The organism is Bradyrhizobium hereditatis, from assembly GCF_020329435.1.
Lineage (GTDB): Bacteria > Pseudomonadota > Alphaproteobacteria > Rhizobiales > Xanthobacteraceae > Bradyrhizobium > Bradyrhizobium hereditatis.
In genome coordinates, this window is record NZ_JAGKJK010000003.1 from 177,148 (window position 1) to 193,256 (window position 16,109).

Below are 16,109 nucleotides of genomic sequence, written 5' to 3' on the forward strand. Positions count from 1 at the left end.
CTACTCACCAATCCTCGGCGCCGGCAAGTACCGTACGAAACGAACGAATGATCTCGCTCCTCCACCCTAGCGCATTGTCCCGACAGATCGGATCGCTTCGCACAAAGCCCCTCTGTCACTCGCTTTGAATTTTAGGTTCTGCGCAGCAGCCCCTGCTGGTTAGTCCGAAGCGGTAGTTATGCGGCTTTGCCGATTTCACGTTAGCAAAATGGTTACCGTCAAGTGCAACAGCCGGGCCCTCGAGCGGCAGCGTTAGCACTTCGAACAGAGGCGCAGTGTTAGTTCATCGCTTCATTCAATCAGCCCCTCCGGGAGATTCCGCATGTCTATGCAGACGCGCCGCGTCGAAGTCATAACGTTCGTTGTTACGGCCTGCCTGGCGTTCGCCTTCACCTGCTTGCCTGAGACCGGCATAGCGCAGGAACACCCGATTCTGACCATCAGCGGCAGGATCAATGCCTCCGACGCCGAAGCCGGCCTCACCTTCCGCCGTTCCGACCTAGAAGCGATGGGAATGGTGAGCTTCGAAACCAGCACACCCTGGTACAAGCATCCCGTCAAGTTCGAAGGCGTTCCGCTCAACAAGTTGATGAAGAACGTCGGCGCCACTGGTCAGCGTGTGGTCGCCATGGCGCTGAACGACTACAGCACCGAGATTCCCGTCGAGGACTTCGCGAAATACAACGCCATCCTCGCAATCAAACGCGATGGCGAATATATGCCGATCCGCGACAAGGGGCCGCTGTTCATCGTCTATCCCTACGATACGGACCCGGAGCTGCGAAGCCAGAAGTTCTACAGTCGCTCGGCGTGGCAGGTGAACCGCCTGATCGTGAAGTAGCGGGCAAACCAGCGTTGTCGCTCGACGATGGCCGCCATGTCGAACCTTCGCCCAATCAAAATTTTGCTCGCGCTGGTCACCGGCGTGTTCGTTGCCGCCACCGCTTACATCTCCACATTGGTAATGGAGCGCCAAAGCGCGCTCGAGCGGGTCTCGCGCTACAATGTCGCCTGGTTGGTTGGTCAGGCGACATCAGAGTACACGCGTCTCGAGCAACGGGTAAGCGCGTTCGGTCTCCCGGACAGCAAGGTCAGCGCGGACGAGGTGCGCCTGCGCTTTGACATCATTGTCAACCGACTTTCGCTCCTGCGCACCGGTGAGGTCGAGGAGTTCGTGAAAGCAGATGCGGAATACGCCGCGACCATTGACGCGCTCGCGCGAGCCCTTGACGCCGTCCAACCGTACCTCGAGGATCTGAAGCCGGCGCATGTTCCGAGATTGCTGCAGATCCTGCTGCCGGTGGATGCCCGTCTCGCCCAGCTCGCCGCCGCCGCCAATCGCGTCGGCGGCGACCGCGTCGCGGACGATCAGCGCCAGCTGATCCGCCTACACTGGACCTTCTCGGTAATGGCGGCGGGGCTGATCGTATGCGGCATCGCACTGATCGTCTTGATTGCCTGGCACAATCGCCTGCTGCAGAGAGCCCACAACGAGATGAAGGTGCTCACCAATGACCTACGGGTCACATCCGAAAACCTGGCGGAAGCTCATCAGGAGGTGCAGTTCGCCAACGCCGAGCTGGAGCGGCAGAACGAGACGCTTGTCCGGCGCGATCGTGACCTGCGCACGCAAAACGAAAGGTTCGAGGCCGCTCTCGGCAATATGTCGCAGGCGCTTTGCCTGGTGGACGCACAGCAGCGACTTGTCATCTGCAACCAGCGCTACCAGGCGATGTTCGGTTTCGACAAGAACCTGCTGAAGGCCGGCACGCCGATGCGTCACCTTGCGGAATTCCTTTCCGCGAGCAGTGACGAGGGCGCCAGCCTGTACCAGGTTTATGCCAATCAACAGATCCTGGTCTGTGAGAACCGGGCCCGGACCTACTTCGAGGAATTGAACGACGGGCGCACCGTGGGCGTATCACATCAGCCGCTCCGCGAGGGAGGTTGGGTGGCAACATATGAGGATCTGACGGAACGGAGGCGTGCCGAGGCGCGGATCGCGCACATGGCGCACCATGATGCGTTGACCGATCTACCAAACCGCACGTTGTTTCATGAGCGCATGATCGCAGCGCTCGAGCGTGCAGAAGATGGCGGAGGATTTGCAGTCATGCTGCTTGACCTCGACCGCTTCAAGACCGTGAACGATACGCTCGGCCATCCGGTCGGGGATGCGCTGCTGAAATCTGTGGCAGAACGCCTGAGCGCGACCGTGCGGCCCGGCGATCTGGTTGCACGGCTCGGCGGAGACGAATTCGCCGTGCTGGCGATGGATGCATCCAATCACGACATCTCCCAGTTTGCCGACCGAATACTTCGGGCCATCGCCGAACCATTCGAGACCGGTGGACACCACATCAACATCGGAACGAGCATCGGCGTCGCGCTCGCGCTGGCGGACGGCCACGCTCCTGATGAGCTGCTCAAGAACGCAGACCTCGCCCTATATCAGGCAAAAGCGGCCGGCCGGGCGACCTTCTGCTTTTTCAAAGCGGAAATGAATCTGGAACTGCAGGCGCGGCGGCAGATCGAATTGGACTTGCGAGTTGCGCTGGCGGAAGGTGAATTTCACCTCCTGTACCAGCCGCAGGTTAATCTGACCTCGGGCCGGATAACCGGGTGCGAGGCGCTGCTTCGGTGGAATCACCCGGTGCGGGGGCCTGTGCCGCCGTCCGAATTCATCCCCATCGCCGAAGAGGCGGGACTCATTCCTACGATCGGTGATTGGGCGCTGCGTCGGGCTTGCCATGAAGCAGCAGGCTGGCGATCCGATGTCAAGATCGCGGTCAACATGTCGCCGGCGCAGTTCAAGAATCCCAACCTTCCGCACAACGTAGTGCTGGCGCTGGCGGCTTCAGGCCTCCCAGCCGAACGGCTAGAGCTCGAGATCACCGAATCGCTACTGCTGCAGGACAATGACACCACCATGGCTACGTTGCATCGGATGCGCGAACTCGGGGTCGGGATCGCGCTCGATGACTTCGGAACAGGATACTCCTCGCTCAGCTATCTTCGGCGCTTTCCGTTCGACAAGATCAAGATCGACCAAACGTTCGTCCGCGAGATGACCACGGATGCCGATTGCATGTCGATCATCCAGGCGGTCATCGACCTCGCGCACACGCTCCGCATGAAGACAACTGGCGAGGGAGTGGAAACAGTGCAACAGAAGGACAGCCTGCAGGTCGCCGGCTGCACCGATGCGCAGGGTTTTTACTTCTTCCGGCCCATGTCGGGCAAACAGATCGCCGATTTACTGGCGCCCGGTGCGAACCGGGAGACGGCGGCCTAGGCGGAAGTTATCAGGGCGGCGCTTTGCCCCGCCGCGTTGCACGGTTACTTCGAGCCTCGCCGGCCCGTGGTTATTCTTGAAGGCATGCACTTCACAAACGCCCCGGTAGCTGCCGTGTAAACGGAGAAAAGACGAGTGTTGCCCCGGCCTGTCGCGCGGGCACTGATGTGCTGACGCTTGATACGGCCGTTCGCGAATCTCTGAAGGGCGTCGCTCGAATTATTCGACGCCTCGAAGCTGTGTTTCGGCACGGCCATTAGCCTAGCCTTATGCGCGTCGGCAGGAGTATCAATTTTCATTTTGAATATTCGCCACGGCAGAGTTTTGCAGCGACCCCGGTTTCTGTGGGCCCGACATTGAGACAATACGAAGCTTCGGTAGAGACCGTCATCGAACTCGACTATTCCGGCGCTCTGTTTGCGCCCGACGAGCGTGTTACGTTTTGGCCTGCAAAGCTTTCTGATGTTCCAGCGATCGCCGTTCCAAGGGGGCAGTAGTCGCCTGTGATGGACGGGCGGCTGGAGTTCGGCTGGCCAAAGGGCAGATCGACATTCGAATCGCGGGAGGCCAGTTCCGCATGGTCAAAGACGATTATATCGAAGTCGTCGCAGTCAAGATTGCTTTTAGCGGCAGTGTTAGTCGCTCGTTTTTGTCGCTGTCTTCGTCCGCTCGCGACGGTAGCCGTGCGCCCTCTCGGGACTTCAGTCGAGCGCCGTCCACGCAGTCACGCGAGGATGTCGTCACTGTCCTGAACGTTGCATCGGTGTGGACATCAGGCTCCGGCCGGATTGCAGTAGATCGCGGAGTTGCCGCTGTGTTCGCGGACTTCCACGCTTTCAAGCCACACTCTGGCCGCGGTTTTCTTCGCCACATAATCCGATACGTGATCGAAGGCGTGCCTTGCAACCGCTTCGCACCCCACTGCCGGCAACACGCGAAGCTCTGCCAGCCCCATCCGCTGCAATGATTCAAAGACGGGCAGGTGCGGATCGTCCGCCGCGACCAGCGTCGTGTGATCGAACATGTGATGTAGCCACGCCTTGACCTCCTTCAGGTCTCCGAAATCGAAGCACCAGTTGCATTCGTCGAGCTCGCGTGTGCCGAAGACAAAGGCGAAGGACAGAGCGTAACCATGCAGCAGGTTGCAATGCGAGTGCGTCGCGCGCCACTGCCGAAAGCAGCATGACAAGCCTTCGCTGTGACCGTACGTCTTGGTCGAACGGTAGATCGGACCGGCCGCAGCGGGCGCCATCGGCGGCGAGGAAGGTTGAGACAGCAGGCCGGTTGCCATGCGAGATTTATTTTCTTGACGAACGTTCATGCGCCGATGCGCCGTTCCAGCGCCAGAGCCTCGTGCAGGAATTCGTTCTTAAGATCCTGGTTGTGCAGCATCTCACCGAAGAAGGCGCTGTTGATCATCCGGCTCTGCTCGCTCGCGCGGACCCCGCGGTGGGTCCTGCACATGTGAACTGCGCTAATCCGAATGGCGAGCCCCTTCGGCGCAGTCGCGTCGACGATGTAGTTGCCGATCTGGGAGACGAGCTCCTCCTGGATCTGCAGTCGCGCGCAGAAGTACTCGACGATGCGGTCGTATTTCGACAGGCCGATGATCTTGCCCTCGGGCGATGGAAGCACGCCGATGTAGGCTTGCCCGTGGATCGGCATGAGGTGATGCGCACAAGTCGAGCGCACGTCGATCGGTCCGGTGACAATAAGATGATCACAGCGTTCGACATTTTCGAACTCGGTGATTTTCGGCGCCGCGTCGTAACGGCCGCGCAGCACTTCCTCAACGAACATCTTGGCGACCCGTCGCGGCGTATCGCGGGTGTTATGATCGTTCACGTGATCGATACGCAGAACGTCGAATAGCTCTTCTAATTTCTGCGACGCTTCCGCGATCATCGCGGCTTTCGCCGCTCGATCGGTAAATCCCTCAATGGCTTCGTTGCAAAGTGCGGCGCCACGCGGCGGCAGCCGCAATTTCTTGGCACTGTTATTCATGCTATCCCCTGCTGCGTTCCGTCCCATCCCCGGCTGGCGAGGAATGTCGCTCGCGTAATCTGGCCGCCCCCTTACGGTTCAGTTTACGACGCATCGGCTTATTCGGCGCGAGCGAGCCGTGCGGGCGCCACCGGTCAGAGAGCTGTTGATCGAAGCGGACTTCGTACTGAGTTTAGTTCCTAGCCTATTCACGGCTGCCATGATAGCAAGTGAGATACCGGTCGCTATCAGCCCATATTCTATGGCGATAGCTCGAGACTCATCGCGTAAAAAGCGAACTAGCATCTTCACATTGCGCACCCTTCCAACGTTAAGGCTCGGGACCTTACCGGCTATTTGTTAAAGCTAGCAGAATCTCATTCGAGATTTCGTTGTTATCGGCGTGGAAACTTTGTACGGAGCGGACCGATGCTCGCCGGAGCAAGCAGATAAAGCAGCTGGTACGCTTCGGACGAGAGTGAAGTATCACAATTAAAGGCGCGTTCTGTACGTTACGGACAGACCTATTGCTTTCATACCCACCTGATTCGGCTAATGTTCATGTTGGCAACTTCATGCGTTGACATTGCGCGGCGGTATGAGATCGATAGTGCTCTACGAGGGTGAGATGGGGCGAACGCATTGTAAGTTACGATCGCTTGGTCGGACGAACTTCCCTTTGCGTATGCCGCCCCGATTCCTTGTCCTGCTGGCCCGACGCCGGCAGATACTTACCATCCTGCTTTCGGGCGACGAGCTTTCTGCAGACACCTCCCCGACTAGAAGCTCGTGCTTTCGGCAGAGGCGGGTTGTTTTCTCATCGAGCTAAGGCGGGACCGCTTCTTTCTTCTGCGACGCAATCGACGGTGTTTCATGCGCGATCACGATTTTGTCTCAAATGGCTTCGTGGCATTGACGCGACGGGGCTCGTGCTGCTCTGCTCTCGCCTTCCTTTGAGGACCATTCCATGAAATCACTCTGGCTCTTTGGCTTGGCACTTGGTGCATCCCTCGCGTTGTCCACAGCGGCATTCGCGGAGGACATCACCATCGCTGTCGCGGGACCGATAACCGGCGGCGAATCCGCATTCGGCCGGCAGATGAAGAACGGCGCCGAACAGGCGGTGGCCGATATCAACGCCGCCGGCGGCGTGCTCGGCAAGAAACTCGCGCTGCAGGTCGGCGACGATGTCTGCGATCCCAAGCAGGCGCGCTCGGTGGCTGAAAAGTTCGCCAGCGCGAAGATCCCGTTCGTTGCCGGTCACTTCTGCTCGTCATCCTCGATCCCGGCCTCCGAAGCCTATGCCGACGGTAATGTGCTGCAGATCACGCCGGCCTCGACCAACCCGCTGTTCACCGAGCGCAAGCTCTGGAACGTGGCGCGCGTTTGCGGTCGTGACGACCAGCAGGGCCTGGTTGCCGCCGACTACATCGTCAAGAACTACAAGGGCAAAAACATCGCCATCCTTAACGACAAGACCACTTACGGTAAGGGTCTCGCTGACGAAACGAAGAAGGCGCTCAACAAGGCGGGCGTCACTGAGAAGATGTTCGAGTCCTACAACAAGGGCGACAAGGACTTTAACTCGATCGTCTCGCGCCTGAAGCGCGACAACATCGATCTGGTTTTTGTCGGAGGCTACCATCAGGAAGCAGGTTTGATCCTGCGCCAGATGCGTGACCAGGGCCTCAAGACCGTGCTGATGTCGGGTGACGCGTTGGCCGACAAGGAATATGCCTCGATCACCGGCGCCGCCGGCGCAGGCACGCTGTTCACCTTCGGTCCCGACCCACGCAAGAAGCCGACGGCGGCTGCAATCGTCGAAAAGTTCAGGGCCAAGAACATCGACCCCGAAGGCTACACGCTCTATACCTACGCTGCGGTACAGGCGTGGGCGCAGGCTGTGGCCAAGGCCGGCACCACGGATCCGAAGAAGGTGATGGATACGATCAAAGCGGGCTCCTGGGAGACTGCGATCGGCAAGCTGGAATATGACGCCAAGGGCGACATCAAGCAGATCGACTATGTCGTTTATAAATGGGACGACAAAGGCGGCTATGCCGAGGTGAACGAAAAGGGTTCCTGACGCATCTCAATCCGATATAAGAAAGCCCTGACGATCGCCGGAGCGTTTTCTTTTCAGAGCCCGCCATTTGGTGGCTCGGCGGGCTTAGGGCGGAGATCATCAGTCGATTGCTCCAGGACAGCAAACTAGAACTGAAAGAAATTGAGAACTCGGCCTACAGTTAGGCCCTGCGCTCGCTTTGCTTCATTGATCTTCCGGGCTCCGGCAATAAGCGAGAATCGAAACCGCCTTGGCTGCGCTTCCCGCGGGCACGCAATTTTTCCCGTGGATTGCGGAGGCATTTGCTTGAATTGTGACAATCGCGGATCCACAAGCGGGTCGTCTCGATTTTGCCGACTGGCGTGAGGTTGCGGCGACGAGCAAAGTACGTCCCCCACAAGTGTGTCCCCTAATCGGGGCAAAGTAGGCCCCCTACTCGGCGCTACGGCGCCGAGCGCGACAGCAAGCAGAGAAGGAATTCACGAATGGCTAAACCGCCCCATCCGACACATCCGGAGCATCCCGACGTGCCGCCTGGCCCGCCCAGCGAGACACCGGGCAAAGGCCCGCCGCGCCCGAGTTCGCCGCCCGGACATCGTCCTGTAGGCTAAGCTTGGCTAAGCACAACGAGCCCCGCGCCGACGAGGATTGGTGGACGATTTGGCCCGAGGTTCTTGATGCCGAGCTGGCGGAGTTCGCACGGCTCGGCATTGCGCCCCGAACTATTCACAAGGGAAACGGGATCCTGATCCTGGAAGCGGACTGGCCGGTGGATGGACAGTCCGTCCCCATGCTGTTGTGCATCGGGTATTCTCCGCTGCACCCCTTTTGCCGCCCCGCGGTGGCTGCGCCGAACGAGAGCTTTGAGCGGCATCAAAACCCCCTCAGCCGCGAGCTGTGCCTGCTGACGCAGGAATCGGGACAGTGGGACTCCAACCAGCTCGTTGCGGCCTTTGTCCAGGAGCGCTTGAACCATCTCCTGCGCGCCCTCGCCGCAAGAAAGGAGGGTCGCTGGGACGATGCAGCCAAGCTCGAGGAGCAGGCCGCCGATCCGTTAATGCCGTACTTCGCGGGAGCCTCCGAGGAGGACTCGGTCATCCTATTCGACGGTCATGCTCCGTTGCCGCCGGCGCCGCATGGGCTGCTGGAGGTGGTCTGCTCGGGTCGCTTCAGCAACACGAACCAGGCCGCGTTTGAAGGCGTGCTGCGGCAACAGAAGACCAGCAGCGGCGCGGCCATCGGAAAACGGTTTGGATTTCCGACGGAGCCACGTGACGCTCAGGTGCTCACCGGTCGATGGATCAAGTTCACTCCGCCCGTGACCACCGATGCGCGCGAGTTGCTCCGGCTTGCCGAAGCAGAACTTGCGCGCCAGGCGGTGATGCAGCCGGCCAGCGTGCGCAAAGTCAACGAGGCGGCGCGTGGCCCCCTCTCGATCACCGGCATCGCGTTTCCGGAGGAGGTCAAGTACGGCCCTAAGAAGAACGGCGCGGGATGGCTGTTCCTGGTCACCCGGCCTGCACTTGCGGACGGAAGGACTGCCGGTGCGCCGCGGCTGGTGCTCGGCGAGCGCGCCGGAAAGGATGACGTCTTTTCACGACTGCCCATCGCCAAATCGCTTCTGACAAAGAAGGCCGTCGTCGTCGGGGCCGGCGCGATCGGAAGCTTCTCCGGCCTAGAACTGGCGCGCGCCGGCATCGGAGAAGTCACCTTTCTTGATTTCGACATGGTCCAACCGGGCAACAGCCTGCGCTGGCCGCTGGGTCGCTCGGCCTGGGGAAGAGGCAAGGCCGCGGCTCTCGCGAACTTTATCGCCGAGAACTATCCATGGACGAAAGCGTGCTTCATTCCCGGGCGTCTCGGCGAGGCAACCACCAATGCCGCCGCGATCTCGCCTGACCCCGGCAACGTGCTGGCGCCGGTCTTCCAGGCGCTGCGCGGCGCGGATGTGGTGGTCGACGCTTCCGCATCGGAAGAAGTACAGCTTGCCCTGTCACACTACTGCAAGCGGCTCGGTGTACCTTACGTGGTCGGTCACGCGACACATGGGGTTGCAGGCGGCCTGGTCGCGCGTTTTCTGCCAGACGCCGAAGGCTGCTTCGTCTGCCTCAACGAGCACTGGAAGGACAAGCGCATACCCGAGCCACGGGTCGACAACGCCGGCATGGTGATTCCGGTCGGCTGCAATGCCCCGACATTCACCGGCGGCGGCTTCGACCTACAGGAGATCTCGCTCGAAATCGTTCGTACGGCGGTCGGACTGCTCTCGGAGGGAAACTACGATCCCGGCGGTTGGACCGTTGCCGTACTGACGCTCAAGAACGAAGACGGATCGAGGACCCTGCCCCGCTGGGAGGCACACCCCTGCCCACCTCACCCAAAATGCTGCGGAGCCAGTCGATGATCGTGTGGCTGTCCTCGCGCGTGATGCAATCGATGGTCGAATGCGCGCGGGATTTGTCGCCCCTGGAGAACGGAGGGATCCTTCTGGGCTGGCGTTCAGGCGAGGATCGTATCATCGTCGATCTGCGCGGCCCCGGCCCCCTCGCCCTTCACGGTCGCCATTGTTTCCTGCCGGAGGCAAGCGGCGCCGATTTGGACTATCTCGGCGACTGGCACTCGCATCCCGACGGCGTTGCCGAGATGAGCGATCTCGATTCGGCGACGCTCTTGCGGATAGCCCGACGGGTGAGTGAGCCGTTGATGCTCATCGTCGCCGGGAGCGGAACGGACTGGTCGCCGCGTTGCTGGAAGGGACAGGTCGTCCGTTCATTGCTTCGGAGGCGACTGTTGGCGACGCCGCAGGAGCTCAAGATTTTCGATCCTTCTTCGGTCTGGCCGCGGCAGACTGCAATCTTATCGACGTCGTTGAAGACTCCGGCGCTAAGCTCGCCTTCGACCGGGCCTCATCTGGTCTCCGGATTTCTTCCGAGTGACCGAACGCAATCGGTCGATCCTATCCACCCAAAGGCAATGCCGGTCATCTCGACGACTGACGAAGAGCGCGACATTGGATGCACGCCACGTGGGATGAGCCAGGGCGCTCCAGCGGCCTCTTCCTGACGACGCTTTGAAGATCGTCATGCGCGGCGTAGGCAATGAAGACAATGTCCTTGCATGATTAAGAAGGGTCTCTTCCATCTTTCGGGGTCAGTTATCAGATGAACCAGAAATCGCTCGCGTGGAGCTGATCCAAGGTCGTATTCTTGATCTCAATCGTGTTGTTAGCGTCTAAGGTGATCACGACGCTGGTGCCGCCCTGGATCATGTGCGATTGCACGGCATTGAAATCGGCAAGCACCGTCTTGTCGATTTGAATGAGGTCCTGGACACCATCGGTGTTCTGAAAGTCGGCGACTGTGTCCTTGCCGAAGCCGGCAGCAAAAACGAACGTATCATTGCCGGACCCGCCGGCCAGATAATCGTTGCCGCCGCCACCGGTCAGGCGGTCGTTGCCGCTGCCGCCATACAGGAACTCGTTGCCCGTACCGCCCTGCAGGCTGTCATTGCCGTCATCGCCAGACATTTGCGTTGCCGCGGTGCCGCCTTTCAGTTGGTCGTCGCCGGCGTCTCCGTGCATGATATCGAGTCCGCCGCTACCGGAGAGATAATCGTTTCCATCACCGCCATTCATGACATTGGCGGCCCAACTGCCATAGAGCTGGTCCTTGCCGGCGCCGCCGTCGAGCAGGGCGCCGGTGTCGCCGGTGGTGGCTTTGATAATGTCGTTGCCGTCATCGCCATAAAGTTGATCCGTCGCCGTGGTGACGCCGGAGCCGCTGTTGATCGTGTCGTCTTCCGCTCCGCCGTGAATCACGTCCGCGCCCGGACCACCATTGATGGTGTCGTTGCCCGCACCGCCCTGGATCATGTCCGTCCCGGCGCCGCCGTTGATCACATCCTTGCCGGCTCCTCCGTCAAGGTTGTCATTGTCGGTCGATGAGCCGAAGAACAGGTCCTGATGCGCAGTCATGTCATAGTGGATGGACTTGTTCTGATAGAGATTCCACGTTCCCGGCGAGCTCGGATTGACGGCGTCGGCGGCGGCAAGATGCTCGCCGTTGACGGTAATGTCCTTGATGTAGAGGTTGCGGTCCCCATTGGCGTTGGCGACGTCGTTGACGAAAGCAAGATCGAGACTGGAGACTGTCGCCGGGTTGGCGAAGGTGAATGTAAACGTCTGGAAGCCCGATGCATCGGTGGCGCTTCGGAATTCGACGGTGTTGCCGACCTGCTGCCCGTTGATCAGGAGCTGCATCTCGGCGCCGACGCCGTCGACGACGGAGCCGTAGCCCGTCACGGTGATAGTGGTCTCCGCGAGTTTCGGAATGATATCGGGGCCGCCGGTAACGCTGTCGTCGCCGCCGCCCGACTTGATCGTGTCGTTGCCGACCCCACCCGAGAGCACGTCATTGCCGCCGCCGACATCCATCAAATCGGCGGACGGAGAGCCCGTCAGATTCTGGCCGGGCGGCTGGTGCTGTCCGCCGTACCATTCAGTAATCAGCTCCCGCGCCGGCTTGCCTTGCGGCGAGTAGCCGATCGGCGAGTATTTGTTGTTCGTGTCCCAGTTCCAGATCGACGCGCCCCTGAACCAGCTTCCGCCTTCCGATGCCCACACCTGAAAGAAGGCATTGAAGGCGTCATACTGCTCCTGGACGTCCTGCGTCGTGCCTTCGGCCCAGCCGCCCGGGCTGATATTGGTTCCGTCGACGCTGCGATAGCCGGTTTCAGTGAAGAACACCTGCTTGTCATACTGCAGGGCAAGGGAGTGGAAGAAGTCGACCGGCGACATGTGGTTCATCACCTTCGCCCAGTAGTCGTCCGTGGACATGCTGTTCCACGCATTGACCATCTCCTCGACGGTCGGCTCAGTCGTCGTCGTCAGCGGCGGATAGGCGTTGATGCCGATGACATCGACCTTGTCCCAAAAGCTGACATTGATGGCTTCGTCGGTCGCGGCGGCATAGGTGATCTCGCCGTGGAACACGGCGCGTATGGAATCAATGAGATCGACCCAGTAGCTTCGATATTCGGGGCCGGAGATCTTGCCCAACTCATTGCCGATCACAAATATGCTGACGTCTGCTTGTTCGGCGAGCTCCGCCATGTGAACCATTTGCCTTTTATAGGAAAGGAAAAAGGAGGCGGGATCGCTCGGATTAAGTACGTACGCAAGACCGCCATCTAGGGCGGAGACCATGGGCTTCAGCGTGACAGAAAGGCCGAGCGCCTGGGCATTTGCCATGGCCTGAAGAATATTGGCATCGCTCTCGGTCTTGGCGGGATGGGCGAAGACATCGTTCGATGTCCTGGTTTGCATAAAAAGCCGGGGGGCGAACTCAATCGAATTTGCATTCGTTCCCGCAATCGCCTTCATAGCGGCGAGCGCGGAACTGGTGACGAATGCACCATTATAGTTTGAGAGGAACCCAAACCCTTGAACTGGAAATACGCCTGCCATCGTACGGCTCCTCATTCTTTCTTCAGTTTCTCTTGCTGCCTGGTGGCTCGGTTGCTTGCGCAGAGGCACCGGTCTGCGTGTTCAGCGTATTCAACGCAGCAGAGCATTCCACTCGCGCGCAGCGATGCAGCACGCCGCAGATACGTGTTCAACGTGGGCGTGTTATGACAGAATTAAGTTGATCTTGCGATTGCTGCTGTGCGTCTTTGCAATGTGAAGTGGATTTCAACTAAAACTCGAAACGGGCTTACTCAAAAATTCGAACCCCTTCACGCCACACCAACGTTTATGCCCCGGCGCAATGGTTTGCGCGTCCGACGGGGGGGGTTATCCATATTGAGCTAACGAGAGTTGACCTGCTTCGTTCGGTCGATAACGACACGGCAAATCAATTTTAGACTGATTTCGAAATCCTGAACTCGCAGGCTAGGAGCACGCGCGATTGCCCGAACGCAATCTGGCTGTTTAGATTCCAATTAACGGGACATCAATTTGCGGCCGATGTAGCGCAAACTGTCATGTCGTACGATGCTTTCGAGGGATAGCTGCGACCAGTTGGTCATTCTTGCGCGAAAGATGCGAAACATGAGCGAGATTCTCCGCCAAGCGACGCAAGAAGATCGTTATGCGATCATTCGTTCCTGGAGCTCTAGTTCAGAGGCCCATGGGGCGTTTCCTCCCTGACTTGGCCGTGTGTAAAGTTCGCGCGGGCTTTTCTTTGCATTCAGCAAAAGCGCGGCGTTCATACATGTAAAGCGTAAAAGAGCTAGCAAGGGGCGGCCAAGCGAATTGATCGTTCGCCGTTGGTTGAATCGCAATGCGGTCAGGCAAAGTACTTCGTGCTGAGCCGCTTCGGCGGCCGTGCAGCCTGCTCCTCCGCGTTTGGGCGCGCAGCCAGCTTCCCCGCTGGCGCCAAAGCACTCGAAGTGGCCACACTCGAATTGTAGATCTTCCGGCCCGACAAAAATATGAAACGTGGCGAAGTCGTCAGCGTTCGGTATGCGTCGGGGAATTCCTCTCGTGCCCTCTCCAGCGGCATAGGTTGTCGATACGCTCGATTGAAAAGCGCGCCCAGTTCAGGGCTTCCATCCGCCGACATGACGCTGGGGCTGGAAATGCGCCCTGCGATCGCATCTGAGGCGTGCCGCGGTAGAAATACCTAGCCATGTCCCCCTCCTATGCCGTTTCGCCGATTGAGATGGGTTTGACCGCGCGATTGTATTTGGCGACACCCAAAACAGTCGGGCTCGTAGAAACAGGGTTACGCTTGGCCCTGCATAGTAACGAGATATCGATATCGATTAATGCAATGCGTCCGGCGTCGGCGAATAAATTCTGCGCTTCCGCGCTTTTCTCGACCGATTTCACCACACCGAATTGCCCACTTTTGCTCGCAGCAACCCAGCCCCCCCGGTTTTCGATTGCAGTGACGCCAAGGTGATCCGGAAGTTCGCCGAGTGCCCGAACGATCTAAGCGCGCTGTGGGTTCGCGCGGACAGCATTGTCCGCATTCTTAATCTGCGCTAGGGGAATCGAACCAAAGGATGAACTGCTGACATATGATGCCTCAGAATATGCCCAGTCTAGCAAGAGCGGTCGACAGTGGCTCTGCTGAGAGTCAGGAGGTGGTCCGGCGATTCATGTGGGAAATAAGATCGATCAATTTATGTCTGGAGGAACTTCGCCAATTCCGGGCCGATGTACTTGGCATTACTGGGCCACAGTGGATGATCTTGATGGCCTTGGCGGAGTTGGACAGAGAAAACGGTGTTCCGGTCAACGTGGTATCGAAATTTATGCATGTCGACCCTTCATTCGTCACGACCCAATCAAAGCTGCTGGAGAAGAAGGGCTTCCTGCGGCGTAGGACCTCCACTAGCGATGCCCGGGTCGTCCAGATGTCACTGACGGACAAGACTTACAAGCATCTCGCTAGCGTCGCTGCACAACAGGAAGTCCTCGATGAGTTTGTTTTTGGTGATTTCGGTCTTCACGAACTGAGTGAGTTCGCTAACAGGCTCACTGCACTCAGGCATCGTCTAGAGAAAGCTCGCTTGAAAGTCGCTCTGGAGTCCTAAGGACCAAAACGCATAATCCTTATGGCGTATCTGAAAAAATTCCGACCTCGGCCTGCCGGATAGCTCGCGTCGCCTCGACATCGACCATGAGCGCGGAATCTCGGCATTCGAGCATCGCGAGCGCGAGTTTCTCAAACGGGATCGCGACAAGCGGATAAGACAGCTACTGCGCAGCATGCAAAAGAGCGAGAAGCGTCAATAGCACGGCCGTAATCAATAGTCCGAGACAAGCGCTAAAGTCTACCAACCATCCCGTGATGGGACATCAAAAGGTAACTTTAGGCCGTCCTACAGCGCCCTTTTTATTGGACCTCGACTAATGACCTTCCTAAGCAGATCGACTCCTAGGTAAGCTTGACCTGGAGGCCCACGGCACGTCCTGATCGCGGACCTCAATTGTCATCCGAGCCCTTTGGGGCTGTCGCTCGGGCTGGCTCGGCTTCCTGTATCTGCACATCGAACCAGCCAAGGTCCCTTAGCTCGCGCGCTTTCTTTTCGGCTCCGTCCCGACTATCTCGCTTCAATACAATGCGGCTTGCACCATCGCGGGCAAAGATCAAATAGGCCATTCTTCAGTTCATATTTGGTCTGAGTCCGAGCGAAAAGAGGTCGCAGGCATTTTCGCGCTGCGACCTTCGGGCTTAAACAATCAATTATAAAAAGGCTCGATCCGCCTGCCCGATATTTCGGATACTGATCTCCGCAATAAGGACTGTGGAGTCATATTTTGCTGTTCCTAATGAGGAACAGAACGGTTGTTGCAGCACCGAAACATGTTAATGCAGAGCCCGTTACCGTTGGGGTTATTTAAGTGGCGTTCGGGAATGTCATCGATCAGATGACATTTAACAAGATCATTCCGGCAACTGTACCGATGCGTGCGAGGTCGGCCCAATGGCGACGCCCTTGTAATGTGCGGCCGATCGCCAGATGCCGACCGTTGCGACGATACTGTAAGTACTGCAAGTGCGTAGCCGACACAAAGGCAGCTACACTTCGATCGCCCATGATCAATGCCAGGAAGAAAATTGACGTGAGCACGTTGACCGCAATTCCGCCGGCCACCGCTCAATTCCAGAACGCCTGCCGCAGCGGCAAGTCCCCTTTCCAAAAGCGACGCAGGACGTTCATGTGGACCAATCCAGTATGGGACGATAATGCCTCGAAGCCGAAAACGGCATGACGGTGTATCTGCGCATGTTAATGCGACCGGGCAGTCAACAC

Annotated in this window: 10 protein-coding genes and 1 pseudogene; 6 read left to right on the top strand and 5 right to left on the bottom strand. The window is 58.7% G+C overall.

Annotation, left to right across the window (positions count from 1 at the left end; genetic code table 11):
* The first annotated feature begins 322 nt into the window (after positions 1 to 322).
* On the top strand, positions 323 to 841 hold the full coding sequence (locus J6524_RS08895; RefSeq protein ID WP_225670006.1) for a putative pterin-binding protein: 519 nt from the start codon (positions 323 to 325) through the stop codon (positions 839 to 841).
* 27 nt (positions 842 to 868) lie between these two features.
* Positions 869 to 3,295, top strand: a complete 2,427-nt coding sequence (locus J6524_RS08900; protein WP_225670007.1) for a putative bifunctional diguanylate cyclase/phosphodiesterase — start codon at positions 869 to 871, stop codon at positions 3,293 to 3,295.
* 772 nt (positions 3,296 to 4,067) lie between these two features.
* On the opposite strand, the gene J6524_RS08905 is transcribed toward J6524_RS08900, so the two are convergent.
* From J6524_RS08905 to J6524_RS08915, 3 genes and pseudogenes are all read right to left on the bottom strand, one after another.
* Complete coding sequence (locus J6524_RS08905; RefSeq protein WP_225670008.1) at positions 4,068 to 4,616, bottom strand: 6-pyruvoyl trahydropterin synthase family protein; 549 nt, start codon at positions 4,614 to 4,616, stop codon at positions 4,068 to 4,070.
* On the bottom strand, positions 4,613 to 5,299 hold the full coding sequence (gene folE / locus J6524_RS08910) for a GTP cyclohydrolase I (RefSeq protein WP_225670009.1): 687 nt from the start codon (positions 5,297 to 5,299) through the stop codon (positions 4,613 to 4,615). Before folE ends, J6524_RS08905 begins: the two co-directional genes overlap by 4 nt.
* Positions 5,300 to 5,434: 135 nt before the next feature.
* Positions 5,435 to 5,584, bottom strand: a pseudogene (locus J6524_RS08915) (Flp family type IVb pilin); the annotation flags it as partial.
* A gap of 661 nt (positions 5,585 to 6,245) precedes the next feature.
* On the opposite strand from J6524_RS08915, the gene J6524_RS08920 reads away from it, so the two are divergent.
* The 3 genes from J6524_RS08920 to J6524_RS37625 all read left to right on the top strand — a co-directional run bounded on the left by J6524_RS08920 (position 6,246) and on the right by J6524_RS37625 (position 10,406).
* Entirely contained in the window at positions 6,246 to 7,364 is a 1,119-nt protein-coding gene (locus J6524_RS08920) for a branched-chain amino acid ABC transporter substrate-binding protein (protein ID WP_225670010.1), read from the top strand.
* Between the two features lie 592 nt (positions 7,365 to 7,956).
* A complete protein-coding gene (locus J6524_RS08925) occupies positions 7,957 to 9,747 on the top strand; it encodes a ThiF family adenylyltransferase (protein WP_225670011.1) in 1,791 nt (596 codons plus the stop codon).
* Complete coding sequence (locus tag J6524_RS37625) at positions 9,744 to 10,406, top strand: Mov34/MPN/PAD-1 family protein (RefSeq protein ID WP_312002358.1); 663 nt, start codon at positions 9,744 to 9,746, stop codon at positions 10,404 to 10,406. The genes J6524_RS08925 and J6524_RS37625 overlap by 4 nt, the downstream gene beginning before the upstream one ends.
* Before the next feature lie 94 nt (positions 10,407 to 10,500).
* On the opposite strand, the gene J6524_RS37295 is transcribed toward J6524_RS37625, so the two are convergent.
* On the bottom strand, positions 10,501 to 12,807 hold the full coding sequence (locus J6524_RS37295; protein ID WP_283843277.1) for a glycoside hydrolase family 113: 2,307 nt from the start codon (positions 12,805 to 12,807) through the stop codon (positions 10,501 to 10,503).
* A gap of 1,640 nt (positions 12,808 to 14,447) precedes the next feature.
* Between J6524_RS37295 and J6524_RS08950 the strand changes: the two genes are divergently transcribed.
* On the top strand, positions 14,448 to 14,885 hold the full coding sequence (locus tag J6524_RS08950; protein ID WP_312002359.1) for a MarR family winged helix-turn-helix transcriptional regulator: 438 nt from the start codon (positions 14,448 to 14,450) through the stop codon (positions 14,883 to 14,885).
* Positions 14,886 to 15,719: 834 nt separating this feature from the next.
* Here the strand turns inward: J6524_RS08950 and J6524_RS08955 are convergent.
* A complete protein-coding gene (locus J6524_RS08955) occupies positions 15,720 to 15,950 on the bottom strand; it encodes a hypothetical protein (RefSeq protein ID WP_225670012.1) in 231 nt (76 codons plus the stop codon).
* Positions 15,951 to 16,109 lie beyond the last annotated feature (159 nt).

Bases quoted from the DNA above. Each gene is read 5' to 3' on its own strand.
- J6524_RS08895 (WP_225670006.1), top strand. From the start codon at position 323: ATGTCTATGCAGACGCGCCGCGTCGAAGTCATAACGTTCGTTGTTACG.
- J6524_RS08900 (WP_225670007.1), top strand. From the start codon at position 869: ATGGCCGCCATGTCGAACCTTCGCCCAATCAAAATTTTGCTCGCGCTG.
- J6524_RS08905 (WP_225670008.1), bottom strand. From the start codon at position 4,616: ATGAACGTTCGTCAAGAAAATAAATCTCGCATGGCAACCGGCCTGCTG.
- folE (WP_225670009.1), bottom strand. From the start codon at position 5,299: ATGAATAACAGTGCCAAGAAATTGCGGCTGCCGCCGCGTGGCGCCGCA.
- J6524_RS08920 (WP_225670010.1), top strand. From the start codon at position 6,246: ATGAAATCACTCTGGCTCTTTGGCTTGGCACTTGGTGCATCCCTCGCG.
- J6524_RS37625 (WP_312002358.1), top strand. From the start codon at position 9,744: ATGATCGTGTGGCTGTCCTCGCGCGTGATGCAATCGATGGTCGAATGC.
- J6524_RS37295 (WP_283843277.1), bottom strand. From the start codon at position 12,807: ATGGCAGGCGTATTTCCAGTTCAAGGGTTTGGGTTCCTCTCAAACTAT.
- J6524_RS08950 (WP_312002359.1), top strand. From the start codon at position 14,448: ATGTGGGAAATAAGATCGATCAATTTATGTCTGGAGGAACTTCGCCAA.